Source organism: Corynebacterium hansenii, from assembly GCF_030408795.1.
Taxonomy (GTDB): domain Bacteria; phylum Actinomycetota; class Actinomycetes; order Mycobacteriales; family Mycobacteriaceae; genus Corynebacterium; species Corynebacterium hansenii.
In genome coordinates, this window is sequence record NZ_CP047211.1 from 1 (window position 1) to 21,928 (window position 21,928).

A 21,928-nucleotide genomic window follows, 5' to 3' on the forward strand; every position below is an offset into this window, starting at 1 on the left:
ATGCGGCGGGGTGTGGATAGACTGTTGAGAAACCGACGCCGCGGAACGCTCCACACCTGTGCACCCAAGTGTGGAAGCCCTGGCCACCGGGCCAACACGGTGTGGATCGAATTCCCACAACCGAAAGGCCCACCCGAAACACCCACCCCACCCCCGGCCGAACGACCAGCCATCGGCGCGGACGGGCGTGCCCGACCCTCCACCCGAGGGCCCGGGCGCGGAAGAACCCCCGGAAACCCCGGGGGATGCGCAGACCGTCCGACCGACCCGAAAAGGATCACAGAGTTGACCACCCCCAGCCGAAGCTTCCACGACACCTGGACCCGGGTCGTAGACATGCTCATCCAGGGCACGGACGTGCCCGAAGGGGACCCGCAGCCTCTCAAGACGAACCACAAGGCGCTGCTCCGCTCCGTGCAACCGGTCGGCCAGGTCAACGGGTTCGTCCTGCTGGCCACCGGCAGCGAAATGGTCCAGACGCTGGTCAAGGAAGAGCTCGCCGGCCGCATCGAGCGGGCCCTGGAGGCCATCACCGGCAGCCCGCAGCAGGTGGTGGTGACCATCTCGGAGGATTCCGGGCACGGCGACTCCGCCGACGCCGGGCATGCCGCCGGCCAGGCCGGACCCGAGTCCGGCGCCGCCCCCGCCCACGGGCCCGGGCACGGCGGCGGGGATCCGCAGCATCGCGGCACCGATCGCATGCACCCCGCCCACCAGGCCGACGGCCGCGATTCCACCGCGTGGCGCACCCTCGAGTTCGAGCGGGACACACGCGATTCCGCCGAATTCGGCGACCCCCGACTCCGCCCCGCCGCGACGCACGTGCACGACCCGCGGTCGACGCAGATGCCCCAACCCAATCGCGGCCAGCAGCTGCCCAACCCCCCGCATGCGCCGCACCCCGGCGCCCCGCAGACGCAGGGGACGGCCGCCGACCTCTTCGGCCAGGGCAAATACCACCTGTCCGAGCTGCAGAACCCCATGAGCCAGCCGGTCGAGGAGCCGACGCTCAACCCGAAGTACACCTTCGAGACGTTCGTCATCGGCCCGCAGAACCGCTTCGCCGCCGCGGCGGCCGCCGCCGTCGCCGAGCAGCCGGCGCGCGCCTACAACCCGCTGTTCATTTCCGGCGGTTCCGGACTGGGCAAGACCCACCTGCTCCACGCGATCGGTCACTACGCGACGGCGCTCGACCCGAAGCTGCGCGTCCGCTACGTGTCGTCGGAGGAATTCACCAACGACTTCATCAACTCCGTCCGCGATGACGCGCAGGAGAGCTTCAAGCGCCGGTACCGCGACCTGGACATCCTCATCGTCGACGACATCCAGTTCCTGGAGGGCAAGGAAGGCACGCAGGAGGAGTTCTTCCACACCTTCAACGCGCTGCACCAGGCCGACCGCCAGATCGTGCTGTCCTCGGACCGCCCGCCGCGCGAGCTGAAGACGCTGGAGGAGCGCCTGCGCACCCGCTTCGAGTGGGGCCTGACCCCGGATCTGCAGCTGCCGGACCTGGAGACGCGCATCGCGATCCTGTCGAAGAAGGCGCAGCTCGACCGCCTCAACGTCCCGCATGACGTGCTGCAGTTCATCGCGGAGCACACGGCGTCGTCGATCCGCGAGCTCGAGGGCCGCCTGCTGCAGGTCACCGCCCAGGCGTCGCTGCTGAAGATGCCGGTCACGCTGGCGCTGGCGGAGGAGATCATCGGCTCGGACAGCGCCGTCGTCGAGATCACGCCGGACATCATCATTTCGGCGACCGCCGAGTTCTACGGCCTCACCGTCGCGGATCTCACGGGCCCGGGCAAGACCCGGCCGGTTTCGCATGCCCGCCAGGTGGCCATGTACCTGACCAGGTCGCTGATCGACATTTCCCTGCCGGCGATCGGCAAGGTCTTCGGCAACCGCGACCATTCGACGGTCCTGTACGCCCACCGGAAGATCCAGAAGGAGATCACCGAAAAGCGCGCCACCCACGATCAGGTCAACGATCTGACCACGCGCATCCGCGAGCGATCCCGCACGGTCGGCTGATCGTCGCCGGGGATCGGCCCTGGGCCGTCCACGTCGCCGGCGACCGCACCGGCCCGCGACGGCGAGCGACCGTCGCGCGGCATGCGCGGGACGTTCGCGGCTCTTTCGCTTGACGACGAATCGGCCGCGAAATCACGAGTCGGACACGTAATTACATCTGTGTAATTAGGAGACCCCGGTCACACCGATCTTGTGGTTAACCAGCCGTTTTTCGTTCACAGACCTGTGGATGAACGGTGTCCGACTGTGGACAAATTCGATCGCCGGGAATTCATCCACAGATTGGCCCATCCGTCCACAGATTCATCAACTTTCCCTCAACACGCGGATCCCCGCGCCGACCAGCGATCCGACGCCCGACCCACAGGATTCACAGCCCCTACTGCTTCCCCCGACCCTTCATCTCAATCACCGTCCGAGAAAAAGGGGCGTGTCGACAAACCGCGGTGACCGAGTCGCCGAACGACAAGAACTCATCGACCGCCGACATCACGGCGGCGAAACTGGGTTAAGGTTGTGTTTCGAAGAACGGTCGGCGACGGCCGGTCCGTCCGCGATCGCGGAGGGACGACAAAACCGTGGAACTCATGGAGGGACGATGGAGCAGACGGACGTGCGTCTCCGCGCCGCCAAGGACGATCTCGCTGATGCGGTGGGGTGGGTTGCACGTAATCTGCCGACGCGCCCGACGCAGCCGATCCTCCGCGGCATGGTTTTCACGGCCGGCGACGACGGCCTGGAGATCGCCGGTTACGACTACGAGGTTTCGACGCAGATCCGCATCGCCGCGGAAATCTCCGAAACCGGTCGTTTCGCCGTCAACGGCAAGCTCGTCTCGGACATCGTCTCGAAGCTGCCCAACAAGCCGATCGACATGCACTACGACGGCACGAAGGTCCTGGTCACCTGCGGCAAGTCCCGTTTCGAGCTGCCGGCGATGACGCTCGAGGACTACCCGGCGCTGCCGTCGGTCCCCGCCGCCACCGGCACCATCGACCCGCAGCTGTTCACCGAGGCGATCGGCCAGGTCGCCGTGGCCGCCGGCCGCGACGAAACCCTGCCCATGCTCACCGGCATCCGCATGGAAACCGAGGGCGACACGGTCACGTTGGCCGCCACGGACCGCTTCCGGCTGGCGGTGCGCACGTTCAAGTGGAACCAGATCCCGGAAGGCGACGCGGAGCTGCTCATCCCGGCCAAGACCCTGGCCGACACCGCCCGTTCGCTGGATTCCGGTTCGAGCGAGCCGGTGACCCTGGCCTTCGGCGACGGTTCCGACGGCCGCGCGGTCGGCGCCGACGGTCTGCTGGGCATTCTCGCGGACCCGCGCCGCACGACCACCCGCCTGCTCGACGCGGAATTCCCGAAGTTCCGCCCGCTGCTTCCGAAGCAGCACTCGTCGCTGGCCTCGGTGCGCATCGATCCCCTGCGCGAGGCCATCCGACGGGTGTCCCTGGTCGCCGATCGCGGCGCCCAGATCCGCATGGATTTCTCCGAGGGCCAGGTCGTCCTCTCCGCCCACGGCGACGAAGCCGGCCGCGCCGAGGAAGTCCTGGAGTGCGCCTTCGTCGGCGAGCCGCTGCTCATCGCGTTCAATCCGGGGTACCTCTCGGATGGCCTGTCCGCGATCCACACCGACCGCGTGGTCATGGGCTTCACGCAGCCGTCGCGTCCGGCGGTGCTCATCCCGGAACCGGATGAGCTGCCCGAGGCCGGCGAAGACGGCATGTTCCCGAACCCGGAGACGGAATTCACGTATCTGCTGATGCCCGTCCGCCTTCCGGGCTGACCGGCGACTCCGGGGCGGAAGGAAAGCGGGGCGACGTCCCCGCGGTGCCGACATGTATCTGCGTTCGCTGAGTTTGCGCGACTTCCGGTCGTGGCCCGATCTCAGCCTGGAGCTCGAGCCGGGCATCACCGTGTTCACGGGGCGCAACGGCTACGGCAAGACGAACATCGTCGAGGCCGTCGGGTACCTGTCCACGCTGTCGTCGCATCGGGTGTCCACGGATGCGCCGCTGGTCAGGTCGGGTGCCGACTCGGCGCGGGTGTCCGCCACCGCCGTCAACGACGGACGGGAACTCACCGCGCACCTGCTGATCAACCCGCATCGCGCGAATCAAGCGCAGCTCAACCGGACGCGGCTGCGCAGCCCGCGCGAGCTGCTGGGCACCGTGCGCTCGGTGTTCTTCGCGCCGGAGGACCTGGAGCTGGTCAAGGGCGAACCCGCCCAGCGGCGCCGCTACCTCGATGATCTGCTCGCCGTGCGCAGGCCGCGCATGGCCGGGGCCAGGTTGGAGTACGAGCGGATCCTGCGCCAGCGCAACGCGCTGCTCAAGACGGCCGGCGGTTCGCTGCGCCGCGGCTATTCCTCCGCCGAGGGACAGGCGGCGCTGGCCACGCTCGATACGTGGGATGCGCAGTTGGCGCACGTCGGCGCGATCATCACGGCGGCGCGCATCGCGCTGGTCCGCGATCTCGCGCCCCGCGTCGTGGAGGCCTACGCCACCCTCGCGCCGTCGTCGCGGCCGGCCCACGTGGAATACCGCACGAAGCTGCCCGCCGACGACCTCCCCGATGACCCCGAGATCATCGAGGCGCTGCTGCTCACCGAGCTCGGCGCCCGCCGCAACCGCGAAATCGAGCGCGGCATCAGCCTGGTCGGGCCGCATCGCGATGACCTGCAGCTCAATCTCGGCGACGCCGCGGCAAAGGGCTTCGCCAGCCACGGTGAGACCTGGTCGTTCGCGCTGTCGCTGCGGCTGGCGGCGTACCTCATGCTCCGCGAGGAGGGCCCGGACCCGATCCTCGTCCTCGACGACGTCTTCGCGGAACTCGACCGGCACCGGCGTGAAGCGCTGGTCGGCATCGCGAAGGAGGCCGAGCAAGTGCTCATCACCTCCGCCGTCGGCGAAGAACTGCCCGAGGGGCTTGCCGACGCCCCGCGCGTGACCACCCACGTCGTGACCGTCGAAGACACCGAAGCGGGTCGGATCTCGGTGCTCGACGCCGACGTCGCCGAAGCCCCCGATACCGCAGCCACCGGCGACGTCACCTCACCCGAAGGTGACCGGTGATGGTCGACGACGAAGCCCCCGACCTGGTCGGCGAGGTGTTCGAGCGGATGCGGTCGACGGCGAAAACCGGCGGCAAACACCCGCCCTCGCTCCAGCGGCCGCCCCGGAAGAATTCCGGGTTCACGCTGGACGCCGGACCGCGGGTGGTGAAGCGGGATGAGGAAGGCCGGATCGCCGGAGACGGCGGGGACACCGCGCCCGTCGTGCGCGATCGCGCCGGCACGCGCGTGCCGCAACGCCTGCTCTACCGAGACGGCATCCGCATCCGCCGGCGCCGCGATCGAAGCCCCCTGACCTTCGGCGCGGTCCTGGCCGGACAGGCCAATGAGCGCGGGTGGCAGCGCAACATCGCCAACGGCATCATCATGTCGAAATGGCCGGACATCGTCGGCGAGGTCATCGCCGACCACGCGGAAGTCGTGGAGTTCAAGGAGAACACGCTGGTCGTCCAATGCGCGTCGAGCACGTGGGCGACGCAGCTGCGCCTCGCGCAATCCAAGATCCTGGCGACGATCGCGGAGGAGGTCGGGGACGGCATCGTCGAAAAGCTGCACATCAAGGGGCCATCCGGGCCGAGCTGGTCCAAGGGGCGGCTGCGGGTCAAGGGCCGGGGGCCGCGTGACACCTACGGCTGAGCAGTGGAGCCGTGTTCCGGGCGGATCCCGCGCTCGAGGCCGAGGCCGACGGCGAACCCGTGCCGCCGAATGGGGCGGCGGGTCGCGTGCGGCGTGTTTTGGCGGCGAAAGCGCGGATCACACCGACCCGATTTCCCGAAAATCGGCGCTCAAAGGCTTTCTGACGTGACCTGATGCGTGTCATGTGGGGGACTACGGGGTAAGATGGGCCGGTAGATTCAGCGCACCAACAAAGGGAGACCGGTTCCACAGTGGCTGCCACCGAAAACCATTACGACGCCTCATCGATCACCATCCTCGAGGGGCTCGAGGCCGTTCGCAAGCGACCCGGCATGTACATCGGCTCAACCGGCGAACGCGGCCTGCACCACCTGGTGTGGGAGGTCGTGGACAACTCCGTCGACGAGGCCATGGCCGGCTACGCGTCCGAGGTCAAGGTGACGCTGCTGGAAGACGGCGGCGTCGAGGTCGTCGACGACGGCCGAGGAATTCCGGTGGAGATGCACCCGTCGGGTGCGCCGACGGTCCAGGTCGTCATGACGCAGCTGCACGCCGGCGGCAAGTTCGACTCGGAGTCCTACGCGGTCTCCGGCGGCCTGCACGGCGTCGGCATTTCGGTGGTCAACGCCCTGTCCACCCGCGTCGAGGCGGAGATCGTCCGCGACGGCCACGTGTGGCTGCAGAACTTCAACGCCGCCGTGCCGGAGGAGCTGGTCCAGGGCAAGAAGGCCCGCGGTTCCGGCACCACCGTGCGATTCTGGCCCGACGCCGAGATCTTCGAGACCACCGAGTTCAACTTCGACACCATCGCCCGCCGCCTGCGCGAGATGGCCTTCCTGAACAAGGGCCTGACCATCACGCTCGTCGACAAGCGCGTGTCCGAGGAGGAGCTCGAGGCCGAGGCTCTCGCCGACCAGGCCGAGAAGGAGTCCGCGGCGCTGGTCGACGCCAACGGCGACGGCACGCAGGACGAGGTGGCCAAGGCCAAGAAGCGCCGCGAGCGCAAGAAGGTCTACCACTTCCCCAACGGCCTCCAGGATTACGTCGAGGCCCTGAACAAGTCGAAGAACGCCATCCACCCGTCGATCATCGGTTTCGAGGCCGTCGGCGAGGGCCACGAGGTCGAGATCGCCATGCAGTGGAACGGCGGCTACTCGGAGTCGGTGCACACCTTCGCCAACACCATCAACACCATCGAGGGCGGCACGCACGAGGAAGGCTTCCGTTCGGCGCTGACCTCGCTGATGAACCGCTACGCCCGCGAGCACAAGCTGCTCAAGGAGAAGGAGGCCAACCTCTCCGGCGAAGACGTCCGCGAGGGCCTGGCCGCCGTGATTTCCGTGCGCGTGGCGGACCCGCAGTTCGAGGGCCAGACCAAGACGAAGCTCGGCAACACCGAGATCCGCTCGTTCGTGCAGCGCATGACCAACGAGCACATCGCGCATTGGCTGGAGGCCAACCCGGCGGAGGCCAAGGCCATCGTCAACAAGGCGATCGCGTCGGCGCATGCGCGCCAGGCCGCCCGCAAGGCCCGTGACCTGGTGCGACGCAAGTCCGCGACCGACCTCGGCGGTCTGCCGGGCAAGCTCGCCGACTGCCGCTCGAAGGACCCGATGAAGTCCGAGCTGTTCGTGGTGGAGGGCGACTCCGCCGGCGGTTCGGCGAAGTCGGGCCGCAACTCGATGTTCCAGGCGATCCTCCCGCTGCGCGGCAAGATCCTCAACGTGGAGAAGGCGCGGCTGGACAAGACGCTGAAGAACGCCGAGGTCCAGGCGATCATCACCGCGCTGGGCACGGGCATCCACGACGAGTTCGACATTTCCAAGCTGCGCTACCACAAGATCGTGCTCATGGCCGACGCCGACGTCGACGGCCAGCACATCGCGACGCTGCTGCTCACGCTGCTGTTCCGCCTGATGCGCCCGCTGATCGACGAGGGCCACGTCTACTTGGCGCAGCCGCCGCTGTACAAGCTCAAGTGGGGCAAGGGAGAGCCCGGGTTCGCGTACTCCGACGCCGAGCGCGACAAGCTGCTCGCCGAGGGCCTGGCCGCCGGCCGGAAGATCAACAAGGACGACGGCGTCCAGCGCTACAAGGGCCTGGGCGAGATGAACGCCTCGGAGCTGTGGGAGACCACCATGGATCCGGAGCACCGCGTGCTGCGCCAGGTGGCGCTGGAGGATGCGCAGAAGGCCGACGAGCTGTTCACCATCCTCATGGGCGACGACGTCGCCTCGCGCCGTTCCTTCATCACCCGCAACGCCAAGGATGTCCGCTTCCTGGATGTCTAGTGAGTGCGCGGGTCGGCGGGCCGGACGTTGGACCGGCATCGACCTGCTGCTTTACGACGCCGATGGGGTGTCGGCAACAGTCTCGACATGAGATTGTCGCCGACACCCCATCATTGGCATCCGCCCATGGATGGCGCGGCGGGCCGTCGTCGAGCAAAGACGCCGGACCGCCGCGGAGCGGGCCCGGTCAGGAAGCGGGGACCGGGATCTCGCCGGAGCCGCCCGGAATCACCGCGCCCGAACAGGCGCCGGCGGCAGGAGCGCCGTTGAACATGGCCAGAATGAAGCCGATGCCGAACGGGGCGCCGCTGACCGCCTGCGCGAAGTGGTTGTACGAGCCGATCTTCGGCAGGGCGTCGTCGAGGTAGAAGACCTCGCCGCCGTTGGAGCACCACGTCTCGGACAGATCGCGGGCCTGGCGGTACTCGACGTTCTCGTCGTGGCGGCCGGAGACGATCATCGTCGGTGCCGACGGCTTGCCGCGGCCGATGCGCTGGTCCTCCATCGCCGCGCGGCCCTCGGGAATCTCGCCGAGGATCTCGTCGAGGCTGCGGCCGCCGACGGTCCACTCGTTGGTGCGCTGGTAGCCGTAGGCCGAGGTGATCTCGTTGGTGCACATCGAGGACAGCGCGTCGAGCGTGGCCTGGCCCTGCTCGTTCATGTGGCGCTTCATCAGCGGGCCAATTTCGGGATAGCGCGCCGCGAGGCCGTTGATGGTGAAGCCGATCGCGCCGACCAGGTCGGAGCCGTCGATGTTGCGCTGGACGGCGTCGAGGTCGGCCGGGGGCGCCGACGCGTACGCCGCGGCGACCGGGACGTCGGGGGCATAGGAGGCTGCTTCCTCCACGGCGGCGGCCGACGCGCCGCCGCCCTGCGAGTGGCCGTAGAAGGCGACCTTGCCGTTGCCGCCGGAAAGGTTCCGTGCCGCGCGGGCGCCGTCGAGCATCGCATGCGCCTGCTCCGCCCGGTTCATGTACGTGTGCATGCCGGGCGTGCCCATGCCGATGTAGTCGGTGACGAATACGCGGACCCCGGCGCCGGCGAAGACCCAGTCGTAGAGGCCCTCGAGATTGACCAGGCGCTTCGACGAAAACGGATCGGCCTGATTATCCAGCGGCCAGTTCCGCGACGGCGCGCACTGATCGCCCTGACCGACGGTGCCTCGGCCGATGACGACAGTCGGCCGCTCTCCCGCCCCGGTCCAGGGGACGGAGGGCTCGACCATGTAGCCGCTGACCGGAACCGCCTTGCCGTGCATGTCGGTGGTGGAATACAGGACCTTCGTCACCGACGACGGCAGGGGATAATCCAGCTCCGGCGGCATCGGCGCGGTGGGGGCGGTCGCCGTGCGCAGGATGGAGCCGGGGGCGCCCGGGGTGACGGTGGACGTGTCGTAGAAGGAATCGTCGATGGCGGGGGAGTCGTCGGAGGAGCCGGGGGAGGCCGCGGCCGGGCCTCCGGCGGAGCCCGGGAGTCCGTTGGCCGGACCATCGGAGGTCGGGGCGTCGCCGGCAGGATCGTCGGGGGCATCGGGACTTCCGGGCGAAGCCGCCGGCCCGCCCGGAAGGCCGGGGATGGCGGCCGGGTTGCCGGGGAGACCGGGGACGCCCGCCGGCAGGCCCGGGAGAACCGGGGCGGCGGAGGCCGGGGCGAGCACGCCGCCGATCATGAAGGTGCTGACGAGGGCTGCTGCTGCGGCGCGGCGCCGGATGCGGGTGCGGAATGCCATGGGTCGTATTATTGGCGAACGCAAAGGGAAACGCGGACGTTTCGGCGGAAAACCGTGCCCTGCCTGTGAATTTGCGGCGGACGCGGGCCGCGGGGGTGCGGGGGTGCACTGCGCAACGGCGTTCGGCGCTCGCCCCGGTTTTCCCCCCGACGATTCCGGGGATATCGTATCGCCCGTGAACCAACACGATGAGCAGGCGAATCCCGGTGCCGTTCCCCGCAGGGGCGGCACCGGCGGTGACGCGGTAAACGCGCGCGGCGGCCGCGCGAATCATGCCGCCGAGATGCCCGGCGACTTCGTTGCGGGCCCCGGCGCCGGACATGAGCGCGTCGAGCCCGTCGCCCGCACGCGCGAGGAGCCCGAGATGATCGAGCGCGTCCTCCTCGACGGTTCGGTCACGCCCATGCAGATCCACCGCCCGAAGGGCAAGCCTCGGGCGATCGTCGTGTTCTTCCCCGGGTTCGGCATGGGCGCCCGGTACTACTGGCCGATGGCCCAGGAGCTCCGCGACCGCGGTTTCGCCGTGCTGGTCTCGGAGCTCCACGGCCAGGGCGGCCAGACCGCCCGCGCCACCCGCGGGCACCAGTGGGGTTACCACGAGATCGCGTCCGTGGATTACCCGGCGGCAGTCGCCGCGGCCCGCAAGGAATTCCAGGAACCGGGGGAGCGCCTGCCCCTGTATCTGATGTGCCATTCGATGGGCGGGCAAATCGGCTCGCTGTACCTCGCGCGCCCGGAAGCCGACGTCGACGGGATGATCACCATCGGTTCCGGCACCCCCCACTACATCCGGTTCACCGGCCGCGAATACACGCGGCTGTGCTGGGGCGGGCCGGTGATGTGGACCGTCTCCACGATTCTGGGGTACTGGCCGGCGGGCCCGTGGGACCTCGCCCGGTACGGGCGCCAGTCGGGCCGCCACGTCCGGGAGTGGGCGATGTTCGCGCGCAACGGGCGGCTGCGCCCCACGCAGGCGGACATCGATTACTCGCGGGAGATGTTGAAGGTCACCACGCCCGTGCTCATGCTGACGTGCGACGGCGACCGCGATTGCACGCCGGATTCGGCGATGGATCTGGCCTCGCGCCTGCCCGCCGCCGCTCGTTTCGAGTTCATCGACCGCCGCTTGGGCCACAACCGCTGGGCGCGCGAGCCGGAGGCGGTGGCCGATCGATTCGAGCTGTGGCTCGAAGAGCTCGCAGTCGGGGGAACTCGCCCGCCCCGGTGACGGGCTCAGTGCGGCGGTGACGCAGGTGGGCCGGGCATGCGTGCACCGGCGATGGCTGCGGCCCGCTCGAGGGACATGGCCTCGCCCAGGAGCCGGCCGTGGACCAGCACCGCCGTCACCGCGAACGCTGCATTGCCCCGGTCGAGGGGCTTGAGACGCCGGATGGTTACGGCCAGCGCCCGCATGCGCTCCTCGTCGGAGGCGCCGCCATTCATGCTGGTCGCAGCGTTAAGGGCAATCGCCCCGGCTGCATCGCTGCGCGCGCCCGCATTCACGCCGTTCGCCCCGGGGTCGTGGACGTCGATGCCGGCGATCACCCCCTCCGCCGCGGCGGCCGCGGCCGGCAACGCCCACGGCCGCACGATGCGCACGTCCGCGAACTCGGGGAGCAGTTCCACCAGAACGTCGATGACGGACACGAGGTCCTCGGCGGTCAAACCCCGCATGCGGCACCGCCGGACATCGCGGCACGGTCCGCGCTTATTGGCGCATGGTTGGTCCGGAACCCCGCACCGCCGATGACTTTCCTCATTTCGCCCACCCCCGCGCTCATTTAGCCAGGCGCCGCAGCACGGCGGCGTGCGATTCGACGGTCTCCGCGGCGAGCATCCGCACCTCGGCATCCCGCACCGAGCGGGCGGCCGCCTCCACGATCGCGCGCCGCGCCGCCTCCTGCTTCGACGTGCCCCTCGTGCCCGCCAGCAACGCCAGCGCCCGATCCTCCGCCGGGCTCAGCCTCAATGTCATCGCCATGCCGACAGAATAACGCCGCGACGGCGAAAACGGTATCACCCTGATACCGCTCCCACGGCGCGACATCGCAAAGCGGGCCCCGCAACGGCCCGCACGGCGCCGACGACGCATTCCCGGGGCGTATGCTGGGGGAGTAAAACTCTCGAACCCGCAATGCGCCGCCACCACCGGCGCCACCCGAGCGCGGGGAAGACCCGGAGGTAAAACGAGTGAGCGACGACAACGGCACCCTGTTCGGCGGGGGCGGCGACGGCGGCGACCAGATCCGCCCCATCGACATCAACGACGAGATGCAGTCCAGCTACATCGACTACGCGATGTCCGTCATCGTGGGCCGAGCGCTGCCGGAGGTCCGCGACGGCCTGAAGCCCGTCCACCGCCGCATCCTCTACGCGATGTACGACAACGGCTACCGCCCCGAACGCGGCTACGTGAAGTCCGCCAAGCCCGTCTCCGACACCATGGGCAACTACCACCCGCACGGCGACTACGCGATCTACGACACCATGGTCCGCATGGCCCAGCCGTGGTCCATGCGCTACCCGCTGGTCGACGGCCAGGGCAACTTCGGCTCCCGCGGCGACGACGGCCCCGCCGCCATGCGATACACCGAGGCCCGCCTCACCCCGCTGGCCATGGAAATGGTCCGCGACATCCGCGAGAACACCGTCGACTTCCAGCCGAACTACGACGGCCGCACCACCGAACCGGTCATCCTTCCCTCCCGCGTGCCGCAGCTGCTGATGAACGGCTCCGGCGGCATCGCCGTCGGCATGGCCACCAACATCCCGCCGCACAACCTCCGCGAGGTCGCCGCGGCGATCAACTGGTGCCTGGACAACCCCGACGCCGACGACAAGACCACCCTCGAGGCGGTCATGTCCCACATCAAGGGCCCCGACTTCCCGACCGCCGCGCAGATCGTCGGCGACAAGGGCATCAAGGACGCCTACACCACCGGCCGCGGCTCCATCCGCATGCGCGGCGTCACCTCCATCGAGCAGGAGGGCACCCGCCAGTCGATCGTCATCACCGAGCTGCCCTACCAGGTCAACCCCGACCGGCTCATCGCCAACATCGCCGAGCAGGTCCGCGACGGCCGCCTGGCCGGCATCTCCTCCATCGACGACGAATCGGACCTCAAATGGGGCATGCGCATCGTCGTCAAGCTCAAGCGCGACGCCGTGCCGCGCGTGGTGCTCAACAACCTGTACAAGCACTCCCAGCTGCAGACCAGCTTCGGCGCCAACATGCTGTCCATCGTCGACGGCGTGCCGCGCACCCTGCGCATCGACCAGATGGTCCGGCTCTACGTCGACCACCAGATCGAGGTCATCGTCCGCCGCACCCAGTACCGCCTGGACGAGGCCGAGAAGAAGGCCCACATCCTCCGCGGCCTGGTCAAGGCGCTCGACATGCTCGACGAGGTCATCGCGCTGATCCGCCGGTCCGCGACCGTCGACACCGCGCGCACCGGCCTGATGGAGCTGCTCGACATCGACGAGGTGCAGGCCGACGCCATCCTGGCGATGCAGCTGCGCCGCCTCGCCGCCCTCGAGCGCCAGAAGATCATCGACGAGCTCGCCGAGCTCGAGGAGAAGATCGCCGACCTCAAGGACATCCTGGCCAGCTCCGACCGCCAGCGCGCCATCGTCCGCGACGAGCTCGCCGAGGTCGTGGAAAAGTTCGGCGACGACCGCCGCACACAGATCATCGGCGCCGTCGGCGACGTCACCGAGGAAGACCTCATCGCCCGCGAGAACGTGGTGGTCACCATCACCTCCACCGGCTACGCCAAGCGGACCAAGGTCGACGCCTACAAGTCCCAGCGCCGCGGCGGCAAGGGCGTGCGCGGGGCGGACCTGAAGCAGGACGACATCATCCGCCACTTCTTCGTCTGCTCCACGCACGACTGGATCCTGTTCTTCACCAACCGCGGCCGCGTCTACCGCCTCAAGGCCTACGAGCTGCCCGAGGCCACCCGCGCCGCCCGCGGCCAGCACGTGGCCAACCTGCTGGAATTCCAGCCGGGCGAGCGCATCGCGGAAGTGCTGCAGATCCAGACCTACCAGGACTCCCCGTACCTGGTGCTGGCCACGCAGCAGGGCAAGGTCAAGAAGTCCCGCCTGGAGGAGTACGACTCCGCCCGCAGCGCGGGCCTGATCGCCATCAACCTCAAGGAGGGCGACACCCTCATCGGCGCCCGCCTCTGCTCGGACGACGACGACCTGCTGCTCATCTCGGAACACGGCCAGGCGATCCGCTTCACCGCCTCCGACGACGCGCTGCGCCCGATGGGCCGCGCCACCGCCGGCGTGCTGGGCATGCGCTTCAAGGGCGACGACAAGCTGCTGAGCATGGTCGTCGTGGAGGAGGGCCAGCACCTGCTGGTGGCCACCACCGGCGGCTACGGCAAGAAGACCCCGCTGAACGAGTACGCGCCGCAGGGCCGCGGCGGCCAGGGCGTGCTGACCCTGAAGTACGACCGCAAGCGCGGCGCGATCATGGGAGCCCTGGTGGTCTCCAACGACGACGAGATCTTCGCCGTCACCTCCGCCGGCGACATCATCCGCACGCGGGTGAACGAGATCCGCGCGACGGCGCGCGCGACGAAGGGCGTCCGTCTGGTCAACCTGGCCGACGGCACGGAACTGCTGGCCATCGACCGCAACGTCGAGGACGAGGGCGAGGAGACCGCCGTGAAGGTCTCCGAGACCGGCACCCTCGACATCGTCGATCCGCGGCCGGGCGGGGTCTCCGCCTCCGACAACGAGAACAAGTCCGGCTCGGACGAGGGCGACGGGGAGTAGGCCATGGCCGACACGCAACTTCTGGTCCGGCGGATCAGCCCGTGGACCACGATGCGGGTCACCGCGGCGATCAGCGTCATCGGGTTCCTGGCGTGGATGCTCGCGGTCGGGCTGCTCTACCTGCTGTTCGAGGCGATGGGCTTCCGCGACCGCTTCAACGACCTGCTCGGCGGCGATGCGGCCCTCGGCGTCGGAATGATCTTCGGCGTCGCGGCCGGCGTGGGTCTGCTGTGGGCGGTGCTGGTCACCGCGCTGGCGACCCTCGGCACGGTGGTCTACAACGCCTGCTCCGACTTGGTCGGCGGCGTGACGGTGACCCTCGACGACGTTGAATAGCGGACGTCGAATAGCGGGGCTTCCCGCTTGTCGACGCCCACGTGGCCGTCGTCAAGCGGGAAGCCGCCGGAGGCGTGCTTGCGAGTGCGTCGGAAGCGAAGCCCAAAAAGGTTGCTGACCTGCCGATTTGGTATCCCGCGAGCGTCCGGGTTAAGTTATATCCCGGTTCAGGGGCCTATAGCTCAGGCGGTTAGAGCACTTCGCTGATAACGAAGGGGTCGGAGGTTCAAGTCCTCCTAGGCCCACCACGAACGGGCCCCGCGCCGACGAAGTCGAAAGCTCGTCGACGCGGGGTTTCCCGTTTTCCGTGAACCGGGGCATTAGCTCAATTGGTAGAGCACCACCTTTGCAAGGTGGGGGTCAGGAGTTCGATTCTCCTATGCTCCACGACAGATCCCTGCGTGGCCCACGCAGGATCCGCGCAACGAAGCCCCCGTCGGTTCGCCGGCGGGGGCTTTCGCGTTTCGGGGCAAGCGAAAGCGGCGCCCTCCCGAGTGATTCGGGAGGGCGCCGCTTCGTCGTTCTGTGGCGGGGCCGATGCCACGGCCGGCCGCCGTGCCGGCTACTTGTTCTCGTCGTCGAGGATCGGCTTCGGGGCCTCGTCGACCTGCTCCGGCATCTGGCCCGGGTTCGGGGCGCCCGGCTTGGGGGCGTTGCCCTTGCCCTTGGCCGCACCCGGCTTCGGGGCCGCGCCCTTCGCGCCGCCCGGCTTCGGGGCGTTCGCCTTCGGGGCCTTGACCTCGGACTGGACCTTCACCTCGGTCGGGGCGACGTCGCCGGAGACGTCGGCGTCGGTGGACTTGGCGCCGCCGGCCTTCGCGGCCTCCTTCTGCGACTCCGCGGCGGCCTTCTCCTCGGCGGCCTTGGCCTCCTGGGTCTTCTTCTCGGCGGTGGCGCGCTCCTCGGCCGCCTTCTTTTCCGCGGCCTTCTTGGCGTCCTCGGCCTTCTCTGCGGCCTTCTCGGCGGCGTCGGCGCGCTTGTCGGCGGCGTCGGCCTGGGCGGCGGCCGTGGTGGACTTCGCGGCGGCGGCCTTCTCGTCGGCCGCGGCCTTGGCCTCATCGGCCTTCTTCTCCGCGGCGTCCTTGACTTCGGCGGCCTTGTCGGCGGCGGCGTCCTTGGCTTCCGCGGCCTTCGCGGCGACGGTGTCCTTGACCTCCGCGGCCTTCTGCTTCACCGGGGCGGGATCGACCGGCATCTTGTCGCCGGACTTCAGCTTCCAGACGATCGCGGCGACGACGGCGGCGACGACCGCGAAGATGATCGAACCGGTGGCGATGCGGCCGGCCTTGGCGCGGCGCGCCTCCTTGCCCGACAGCTTGTCGGCGGTCTGCTGGACCTTCTTCTCCAGGTCCTTCCGGCCGGCCTTCGCGCGCTTGGCCAGATCCTTGCGGGTCTTCTTGGCCTCGCGGCGGGCCTTCCAGCCCTTCTTGTCGGCCTTCTTGCGCAGCTTGGCCACCTTCTTGGCGCTCTGCTTGCGGTTCTTCTCGCCGGCCTTCTTCAGGTCGGCGACGCCGTCGGCGGCGCGCTCGCGCAGGTCGTCGGCCTCGGAGGCGACGTCGTCGCCGAAGTCCTGGAGCTGGTCACGGGCCTGATCGGCGAGCGCCGAGGCCTTCTTCATGGTCTCCTTGTTCCGCTTTTCCGCGACCTTCTTTGCGTCTTGCAACGTGTCGTACAGTTCTGCGGCCTTCTTGTCGCGGTAGTCGGCGTATGTCTCGTAAGCCGACTTGGCGCCCTTGAGAGCCAGCGAAACGGTGCTGGGGTACATGGTGTGGTGCTCTCCTCGTCAGTGTGGACAGTCTCCGTGGCCGAGCGCCCGGTGCGGGCGCACGATGGCACGATGTTCACCTTCCAGCGTATTCATTTCCGGCCGCTCCGGTGGCGGGTCCGCGGATGTCCCGCAGTTGCGCCGCCCCGTCCTCGGGTGCCGCCCCGGGAGCGCCGCATTGTCTGCCGTGTCGTCCGCCGGGTTGGCTCGTGGCGTACGCCGAGTCGTCCGCCGTGTCAGGTCCTGTGGCGTCCGCCGCGCCGACCGTCGTTGATGAAGTCGCGGAATGGCCGGTATCCTCGGCCAGGTGACCATGAAAACCGCCACCGCAACCGTCCACACCAACCACGGTGACATCGTCATCGACCTGTTCGGCAACCACGCGCCCGTGACCGTCGACAACTTCGTCGGCCTCGCCGAGGGCACGAAGGAGTACTCCGGGCAGAACGCCTCCGGCACCGAGTCCGGCCCGTTCTACGACGAGGCGGTGTTCCACCGCATCATCGCCGGCTTCATGATCCAGGGCGGCGACCCGCTGGGCACCGGCACCGGTGGCCCGGGCTACAACTTCGACGACGAGATCCACCCGGAGCTCCAGTTCGACCGCCCGTACCTGCTGGCCATGGCCAATGCCGGCAAGCGCGGCGGCCGCGGCACCAACGGCTCGCAGTTCTTCATCACCGTCGTGCCGACGCCGCACCTCAACGGCAACCACACCATCTTCGGCGAGGTCGCCGACGACGATTCCCGCAAGGTCGTCGACGAGATCGCGCGCGTCGCCACCGACCACTGGGATCGCCCGCTCGAGCCGGTCGTCATCACCGGCATCGACATCGCCAAGTAATTCCCGGCCGGATCGCCCGGCCAGCGCCGACATCCGGCCCCGACGCCGGCGGACATCACGTCCGCCGGCGTTTTTTCATGCCCGCGGGAGGGCAGCACCGGCGAAGAGAGGAGCCGCCGCACGGAGGAGCCGCCGCACGGAGGAACCGCCGCACCAAGGCACGGACCAAGGGCAGTGTGGAGCGCCTCCGGACGTTAAACCCACCCCGAATGTGCAGACCCACCTGCTGTAACGGGTGGCTCTGCGCATTCGGGGTGGGTTTGCGGCAACGGAGGGGAGGCCGCCTGGGAATCGGGCGGGTGGAGCCGGGGGAAGCCCGAAGCGCTGAGTGATTCGTTGGCTGCACATGTGCGAACTCTCGATGTGAACTTCAGGGGTAGTGGGGGAGGGGGTGTCTTCCACATGTCCACAGCCCTGTGGATGGTTTTCTCGACGGTCCGTCCACCCATCCATCAAGGTTTTGATCACTTTACGACGCAACCGTAGGAAACGAACGGCGTTCTCCGAAAGCTCCACAGGGATGTCCACACTTGTGGATAATTCCACTGTTGTAATTTACGAAAAGCCGTGCGAAACCGTTGAAAATCAGGTGAACAAGGGGTTACGACGAGACCCACTGGGGTATCTGCTGGTGTTGTGCACAGGATCATCCACAGGCTGTGGAGAATGTGGACAGTTTCACACGGTGTTAGTCGGCGAACTTTACGGAAATCGTCGTCGAAACCATCCACAGGTGTCCACAGCGGAGGAACACCGTTCATCCACAAATTACACCGTTGATACACAGTTTTCTGTGGATAACTTCGACAAGGGTCCGTGGCCCATCAACCGGCGATTGGCGTTAACTGTTGCCCGATCCGGGGGTACGCAGGCGTCGTAAAGTACCCCCGCACCCGGGCAAAAGTGGATCCGTCCGGAAGCAGGAGCGCCCCGGACAAAGACGTTTGAGCACGAAGAACGGCGCAAAGATAGAAGAATCCGGATCGAGCCGAATTCAGACGAGGAAAGGCCCCGGTACGACGACCACTCCGCCGAAGAAGAAGGCCTCGCCAAAGAAAAACGCCCCGCGCACGAGGCGCGGGGCGTGGGAAAAGCCGGAAGCCGGCTTGGGTGAGGCGTCAGCGCCAACCCATGGTCATCAGCAGGCCCAGGACGAACATGCCGAAGCCGATGACGTAGTTCCAGGCGTTGAGGTCCACCATGAACGGGATCTTCGGGCCCGCGATGTAGTTGACCACCAGCCACAGCAGGCCCACGGCCATCAGGCCGAACATGATGATCTTGTACCACGTCGGGGTCTGGGTGGTGTTGATCTTCACCGGGGTGCGGCTGACCCCGGAGCCGCCGGCCGGCGCGTTGGTCGTGCGATTCACCTTTGCCTTGGGCATCGGATCCCCATTCCATCTCGTAGTCGGTGCTCGTGGTCGCTCGTCGCGGCCGATGCTCGCGATCGGCGCGGCGGCCACCGGGGCGGGAGGCGCCGGAAAACGGCGCCCGGCCCTCATCTGCGACCAATCTACCAGTATGATTCTGGCCCATGCGCATCCTCGTCGTCGACAACTATGACAGCTTCGTCTTCAATCTGGTCCAGTACCTCGGCCAGCTCGGTGAGTCGACGACCGTGTGGCGCAACGACGACGAACGGCTCGCGGACCCCACCGCCGTCGCCCGCGACTTCGACGCCGTCCTGCTGTCGCCCGGCCCCGGCACCCCCGCCGACGCCGGGCAAACCCCCGCGATGGTCCGCGCCTGCGCCGACGCGCGCACCCCGCTGCTCGGCGTGTGCCTGGGCCATCAGGCCATCGGCGAGGTCTTCGGCGCCACCGTCGTCCGCGCCGACGAGCTGCTCCACGGCAAGACCTCCCCGGTGTCCCACGACGGCACCGGCGTGCTGCGCGACCTGCCCGTCCCGTTCACGGCGACGCGGTACCACTCGCTGACCATCGACGAAAAGACGCTTCCCGACGAGCTCATCGCCACCGCGCACACCCCCTCCGGGATGCTCATGGCCATGCGGCACCGCGACCTGCCCATCCACGGGGTGCAGTTCCACCCCGAATCCGTGCTCACCCAGTACGGCCACCGCATGCTGGCGAACTGGCTGGCGGAGGCCGGCGGGTCCTACCCCGAGTCCCTGCTCGCGTCGCTCGAGGAGGAGCAGGCCGGGTACCAGCGCGCCTTCGACGACGTCGTCGCCGGCTGACCCGGCGGCGGTCGCGGTCACGATCGCGGGCGCCCGCGATCAACCGGTTCCGCCCGCACCACCCCGACCGACCCCGCACACGCGACGAGGCCCGGCCCCCCTTCGGGAGGGACCGGGCCTCGGTCGTCGTCGGCGCCTACGTGGCTACCACCTTCAATTCCCGGGCAATCTCGGGACGGGCAGCCCGCCGTCGTCCTCGGGCGGGTTGCTCACGCCCAGGACGAAGACCTCCAGTTCGACGGTTCCGCCCTTGCCCACCACGCCATCGCGGGCCGGGCGCTGCCCGTTGACGGTGTCGACCCGCGTCGGGTCGAGGGTCGTGACCTCGCGGCGGTTGATCGTGCCGGTGAACCCGGCGTCGCGAAGCATCCGTTCGGCCTCCCCGAACTTGCGGCCCTGCAGGTCCGGCATGCGCACCTGGTTGCCGCGCGACACGCGGACCTCGATGGCGGTGCCGGTGGGCAGGCGCTCGCCGGCCTGCGGCACCTCGAGGACGCGGCCCTCCGGCTCGGGCGAGTCGACTTCGACGACCTGGACCACGAAGCCGGCGGATTCCAGCGTCGTGCGCGCCGACTCCAGATCCTGGCCCGCGACGTCGGGCACCGTCCGGGTCTCCGGGCCGGAGGACACCGTCAGAGTCACGCGCGTGCCCTTGGACACCTGCGAGCCCGCGGCCGGCGATTGGTCGATGACGTGCCCGCGCTTGATGTCGGGCGACGCCTGCTCGCGCAGCGACGGGTCGACCTGCAGGCCGGCCTCCTCCAGGAGCTTCCGCGCTTCCTCGGCGGGCTTGTCGCGCACGTCCGGGACGTCGGTGATCTCGCGGCCCGACGACACCTTCAGCACCACCGACGACCCCTTGGGCAGCCCCGACCCGAACGACGGCTCGGTGCCGATCACGAACCCGCGCGCGATGTCCGGGTGCGGCTCATCCCGGCGGTCGACCTTGAAACCGGCGTCCTCGAGCATCTTCTGCGCCTGGTCGGCGGGCATCCCCTCGACCTGCGGGATGGCCACGGACTGGTTCTGCCCCGCATTGGTGAAGAGGTTGTAGGACACCATGCCCACCCCGCCGAGCAGCAGCACCGCGACGGCCAGCCACGCGATGGTGGCCAGCCGCGCCCGCTTGTTCTCGTCGTCGCGCTGGGCGGCCTCGCCCGCTTTGCGACGGGCCGGTGCGGCATCCGATCGCCGCGGAGTGGCGGCGGCGCCCGCTCCGGCACCGGCCGCGGCGGCGGTGCGCGTCCTGGTCGACGGACCGGCGGCGGCCATCGCCGTCGTGGGTTCGTCGTCGTCCAGATGCGGCAGCGCGGCCAGCGGGATCTCGCCACGGCTGATGCGGCGCAGCTCCTCGGCGAAATCCGCCGCCGTGTCGTACCGCTCCGAGGGATCCTTGGCCATCGCCGTGAGCAATACCGCGTCCAGCGCCGTGCCTTCTTCGTCGGAAAGCCCGCCGACCAGGCTCGACGGCAACGGGGGATCGTCCTGGACATGCTGGTACGCCACCGACAGGGGCGTTTCGCCCGTGAACGGCGGCTGGCCGGTCAGCGACTCGAAGAACACGCAGCCGAGGCTGTAGATGTCCGAGCGCGCATCGGCGGTCTTGCCGCGCGCCTGCTCCGGCGACAGGTACTGCGCCGTGCCAATCACCGCCGCGGTCTGCGTCATGGTCGTCGAATCGCCCATCGCGCGGGCGATGCCGAAGTCCATGACCTTCACCGCGCCGGTGTTGGTCAGCATGATGTTCGCCGGCTTCACGTCGCGGTGGATGATGCCCTGCTGGTGCGAGAAATCCAGGGCGTCGCACACGTCCGCGAGGATCGACGCCGCCCGCCGCGGATCCATCGGGCCCTCGCGTCGCACGATGTCGCGCAGGGTCTCGCCCTGCACCAGCTCCATGACGATGTACGGCACCGTGCCCATCGGGCCGGCGGTCTCGCCGGTGTCGAAGACGGAGACGATGACCGGGTGATTGAGGAACGCCGCGTTCTTGGCCTCGCGGCGGAAGCGTTCGAGGAAGTTCTCGTCGCGCGCGAGGTCCGCCCGCATCATCTTCACCGCGACCTCGCGGCCGAGCAACGTGTCGTTGGCGGAGTAGACGTCGGACATGCCGCCGACGCCGATGAGCCCGCCGAGCCGGTAGCGGCCGGAGAGGAGTTCGTCGCCGGTGGTCATCGGAGACTCCCTTCGGTCAGGTCCTGCAGTATGTGCGCATTTCCTCGGAAA

16 protein-coding genes and 2 tRNA genes are annotated in these 21,928 nt (G+C 68.7%); 12 read left to right on the plus strand and 6 right to left on the minus strand.

What is annotated here, in order from left to right; all coding sequences use genetic code 11:
- The first annotated feature begins 285 nt into the window (after nucleotides 1-285).
- From dnaA to gyrB, 5 genes are all read left to right on the plus strand, one after another.
- Nucleotides 286-2,031 (plus strand): chromosomal replication initiator protein DnaA, encoded by a 1,746-nt coding sequence (gene dnaA / locus CHAN_RS00005; RefSeq protein WP_290290617.1) that lies wholly within the window; start codon nucleotides 286-288, stop codon nucleotides 2,029-2,031.
- A 598-nt stretch (nucleotides 2,032-2,629) separates the two neighbouring features.
- Entirely contained in the window at nucleotides 2,630-3,820 is a 1,191-nt protein-coding gene (gene dnaN, locus CHAN_RS00010; RefSeq protein WP_048740594.1) for a DNA polymerase III subunit beta, read from the plus strand.
- A 52-nt stretch (nucleotides 3,821-3,872) separates the two neighbouring features.
- Nucleotides 3,873-5,108, plus strand: a complete 1,236-nt coding sequence (recF, locus tag CHAN_RS00015) for a DNA replication/repair protein RecF (RefSeq protein WP_290290619.1) — start codon at nucleotides 3,873-3,875, stop codon at nucleotides 5,106-5,108.
- On the plus strand, nucleotides 5,108-5,743 hold the full coding sequence (locus tag CHAN_RS00020) for a DciA family protein (protein WP_290290621.1): 636 nt from the start codon (nucleotides 5,108-5,110) through the stop codon (nucleotides 5,741-5,743). Before recF ends, CHAN_RS00020 begins: the two co-directional genes overlap by 1 nt.
- 251 nt (nucleotides 5,744-5,994) lie before the next feature.
- On the plus strand, nucleotides 5,995-8,034 hold the full coding sequence (gyrB, locus tag CHAN_RS00025; protein WP_048740588.1) for a DNA topoisomerase (ATP-hydrolyzing) subunit B: 2,040 nt from the start codon (nucleotides 5,995-5,997) through the stop codon (nucleotides 8,032-8,034).
- 187 nt (nucleotides 8,035-8,221) lie between these two features.
- Here the strand turns inward: gyrB and CHAN_RS00030 are convergent, their stop codons facing one another.
- A complete protein-coding gene (locus tag CHAN_RS00030; protein WP_290290625.1) occupies nucleotides 8,222-9,763 on the minus strand; it encodes a lipase family protein in 1,542 nt (513 codons plus the stop codon).
- Nucleotides 9,764-9,938: 175 nt separating this feature from the next.
- Between CHAN_RS00030 and CHAN_RS00035 the strand changes: the two genes are divergently transcribed.
- Complete coding sequence (locus CHAN_RS00035) at nucleotides 9,939-10,991, plus strand: alpha/beta fold hydrolase (RefSeq protein ID WP_290290627.1); 1,053 nt, start codon at nucleotides 9,939-9,941, stop codon at nucleotides 10,989-10,991.
- 5 nt (nucleotides 10,992-10,996) lie between these two features.
- Here the strand turns inward: CHAN_RS00035 and CHAN_RS00040 are convergent, their stop codons facing one another.
- Both CHAN_RS00040 and CHAN_RS00045 read right to left on the minus strand, forming a co-directional pair.
- Nucleotides 10,997-11,410 (minus strand): hypothetical protein, encoded by a 414-nt coding sequence (locus CHAN_RS00040; RefSeq protein ID WP_290290629.1) that lies wholly within the window; start codon nucleotides 11,408-11,410, stop codon nucleotides 10,997-10,999.
- A 130-nt stretch (nucleotides 11,411-11,540) separates the two neighbouring features.
- Complete coding sequence (locus CHAN_RS00045; protein WP_290290631.1) at nucleotides 11,541-11,744, minus strand: CopG family transcriptional regulator; 204 nt, start codon at nucleotides 11,742-11,744, stop codon at nucleotides 11,541-11,543.
- 209 nt (nucleotides 11,745-11,953) lie between these two features.
- On the opposite strand from CHAN_RS00045, the gene gyrA reads away from it, so the two are divergent.
- From gyrA to CHAN_RS00065, 4 genes are all read left to right on the plus strand, one after another.
- Nucleotides 11,954-14,554 carry a DNA gyrase subunit A gene (gyrA, locus tag CHAN_RS00050; RefSeq protein WP_290290632.1) on the plus strand — a complete coding sequence of 867 codons (2,601 nt, stop codon included), beginning with the start codon at nucleotides 11,954-11,956 and terminating at the stop codon, nucleotides 14,552-14,554.
- A 3-nt stretch (nucleotides 14,555-14,557) separates the two neighbouring features.
- A complete protein-coding gene (locus CHAN_RS00055; RefSeq protein ID WP_048740576.1) occupies nucleotides 14,558-14,890 on the plus strand; it encodes a DUF3566 domain-containing protein in 333 nt (110 codons plus the stop codon).
- Between the two features lie 171 nt (nucleotides 14,891-15,061).
- Nucleotides 15,062-15,138 (plus strand) — tRNA-Ile (locus tag CHAN_RS00060).
- Between the two features lie 66 nt (nucleotides 15,139-15,204).
- Nucleotides 15,205-15,277 (plus strand) — tRNA-Ala (locus CHAN_RS00065).
- A gap of 175 nt (nucleotides 15,278-15,452) precedes the next feature.
- Here the strand turns inward: CHAN_RS00065 and CHAN_RS00070 are convergent.
- On the minus strand, nucleotides 15,453-16,655 hold the full coding sequence (locus tag CHAN_RS00070) for a hypothetical protein (protein WP_290290636.1): 1,203 nt from the start codon (nucleotides 16,653-16,655) through the stop codon (nucleotides 15,453-15,455).
- Nucleotides 16,656-16,968: 313 nt separating this feature from the next.
- On the opposite strand from CHAN_RS00070, the gene CHAN_RS00075 reads away from it, so the two are divergent.
- Nucleotides 16,969-17,499, plus strand: coding sequence for a peptidylprolyl isomerase (locus tag CHAN_RS00075; RefSeq protein WP_377748434.1), 531 nt, complete (start codon nucleotides 16,969-16,971; stop codon nucleotides 17,497-17,499).
- 1,118 nt (nucleotides 17,500-18,617) lie between these two features.
- Here CHAN_RS00075 and crgA read toward each other — a convergent pair.
- Nucleotides 18,618-18,887, minus strand: a complete 270-nt coding sequence (gene crgA / locus CHAN_RS00080) for a cell division protein CrgA (RefSeq protein WP_048740567.1) — start codon at nucleotides 18,885-18,887, stop codon at nucleotides 18,618-18,620.
- Between the two features lie 149 nt (nucleotides 18,888-19,036).
- On the opposite strand from crgA, the gene CHAN_RS00085 reads away from it, so the two are divergent.
- Nucleotides 19,037-19,702, plus strand: coding sequence for an aminodeoxychorismate/anthranilate synthase component II (locus tag CHAN_RS00085; protein WP_290290642.1), 666 nt, complete (start codon nucleotides 19,037-19,039; stop codon nucleotides 19,700-19,702).
- Between the two features lie 153 nt (nucleotides 19,703-19,855).
- Here the strand turns inward: CHAN_RS00085 and pknB are convergent, their stop codons facing one another.
- Nucleotides 19,856-21,877 (minus strand): Stk1 family PASTA domain-containing Ser/Thr kinase, encoded by a 2,022-nt coding sequence (gene pknB / locus CHAN_RS00090; protein WP_290290644.1) that lies wholly within the window; start codon nucleotides 21,875-21,877, stop codon nucleotides 19,856-19,858.
- Nucleotides 21,878-21,928 lie beyond the last annotated feature (51 nt).

Coding starts and splice junctions, on each gene's coding strand:
- dnaN (WP_048740594.1), top strand. CDS start 2,630: ATGGAGCAGACGGACGTGCGTCTCCGCGCCGCCAAGGACGATCTCGCT.
- recF (WP_290290619.1), top strand. CDS start 3,873: ATGTATCTGCGTTCGCTGAGTTTGCGCGACTTCCGGTCGTGGCCCGAT.
- CHAN_RS00020 (WP_290290621.1), top strand. CDS start 5,108: ATGGTCGACGACGAAGCCCCCGACCTGGTCGGCGAGGTGTTCGAGCGG.
- CHAN_RS00030 (WP_290290625.1), bottom strand. CDS start 9,763: ATGGCATTCCGCACCCGCATCCGGCGCCGCGCCGCAGCAGCAGCCCTC.
- CHAN_RS00045 (WP_290290631.1), bottom strand. CDS start 11,744: ATGGCGATGACATTGAGGCTGAGCCCGGCGGAGGATCGGGCGCTGGCG.
- CHAN_RS00055 (WP_048740576.1), top strand. CDS start 14,558: ATGGCCGACACGCAACTTCTGGTCCGGCGGATCAGCCCGTGGACCACG.
- CHAN_RS00070 (WP_290290636.1), bottom strand. CDS start 16,655: ATGTACCCCAGCACCGTTTCGCTGGCTCTCAAGGGCGCCAAGTCGGCT.
- CHAN_RS00075 (WP_377748434.1), top strand. CDS start 16,969: ATGAAAACCGCCACCGCAACCGTCCACACCAACCACGGTGACATCGTC.
- crgA (WP_048740567.1), bottom strand. CDS start 18,887: ATGCCCAAGGCAAAGGTGAATCGCACGACCAACGCGCCGGCCGGCGGC.
- CHAN_RS00085 (WP_290290642.1), top strand. CDS start 19,037: ATGCGCATCCTCGTCGTCGACAACTATGACAGCTTCGTCTTCAATCTG.
- pknB (WP_290290644.1), bottom strand. CDS start 21,877: ATGACCACCGGCGACGAACTCCTCTCCGGCCGCTACCGGCTCGGCGGG.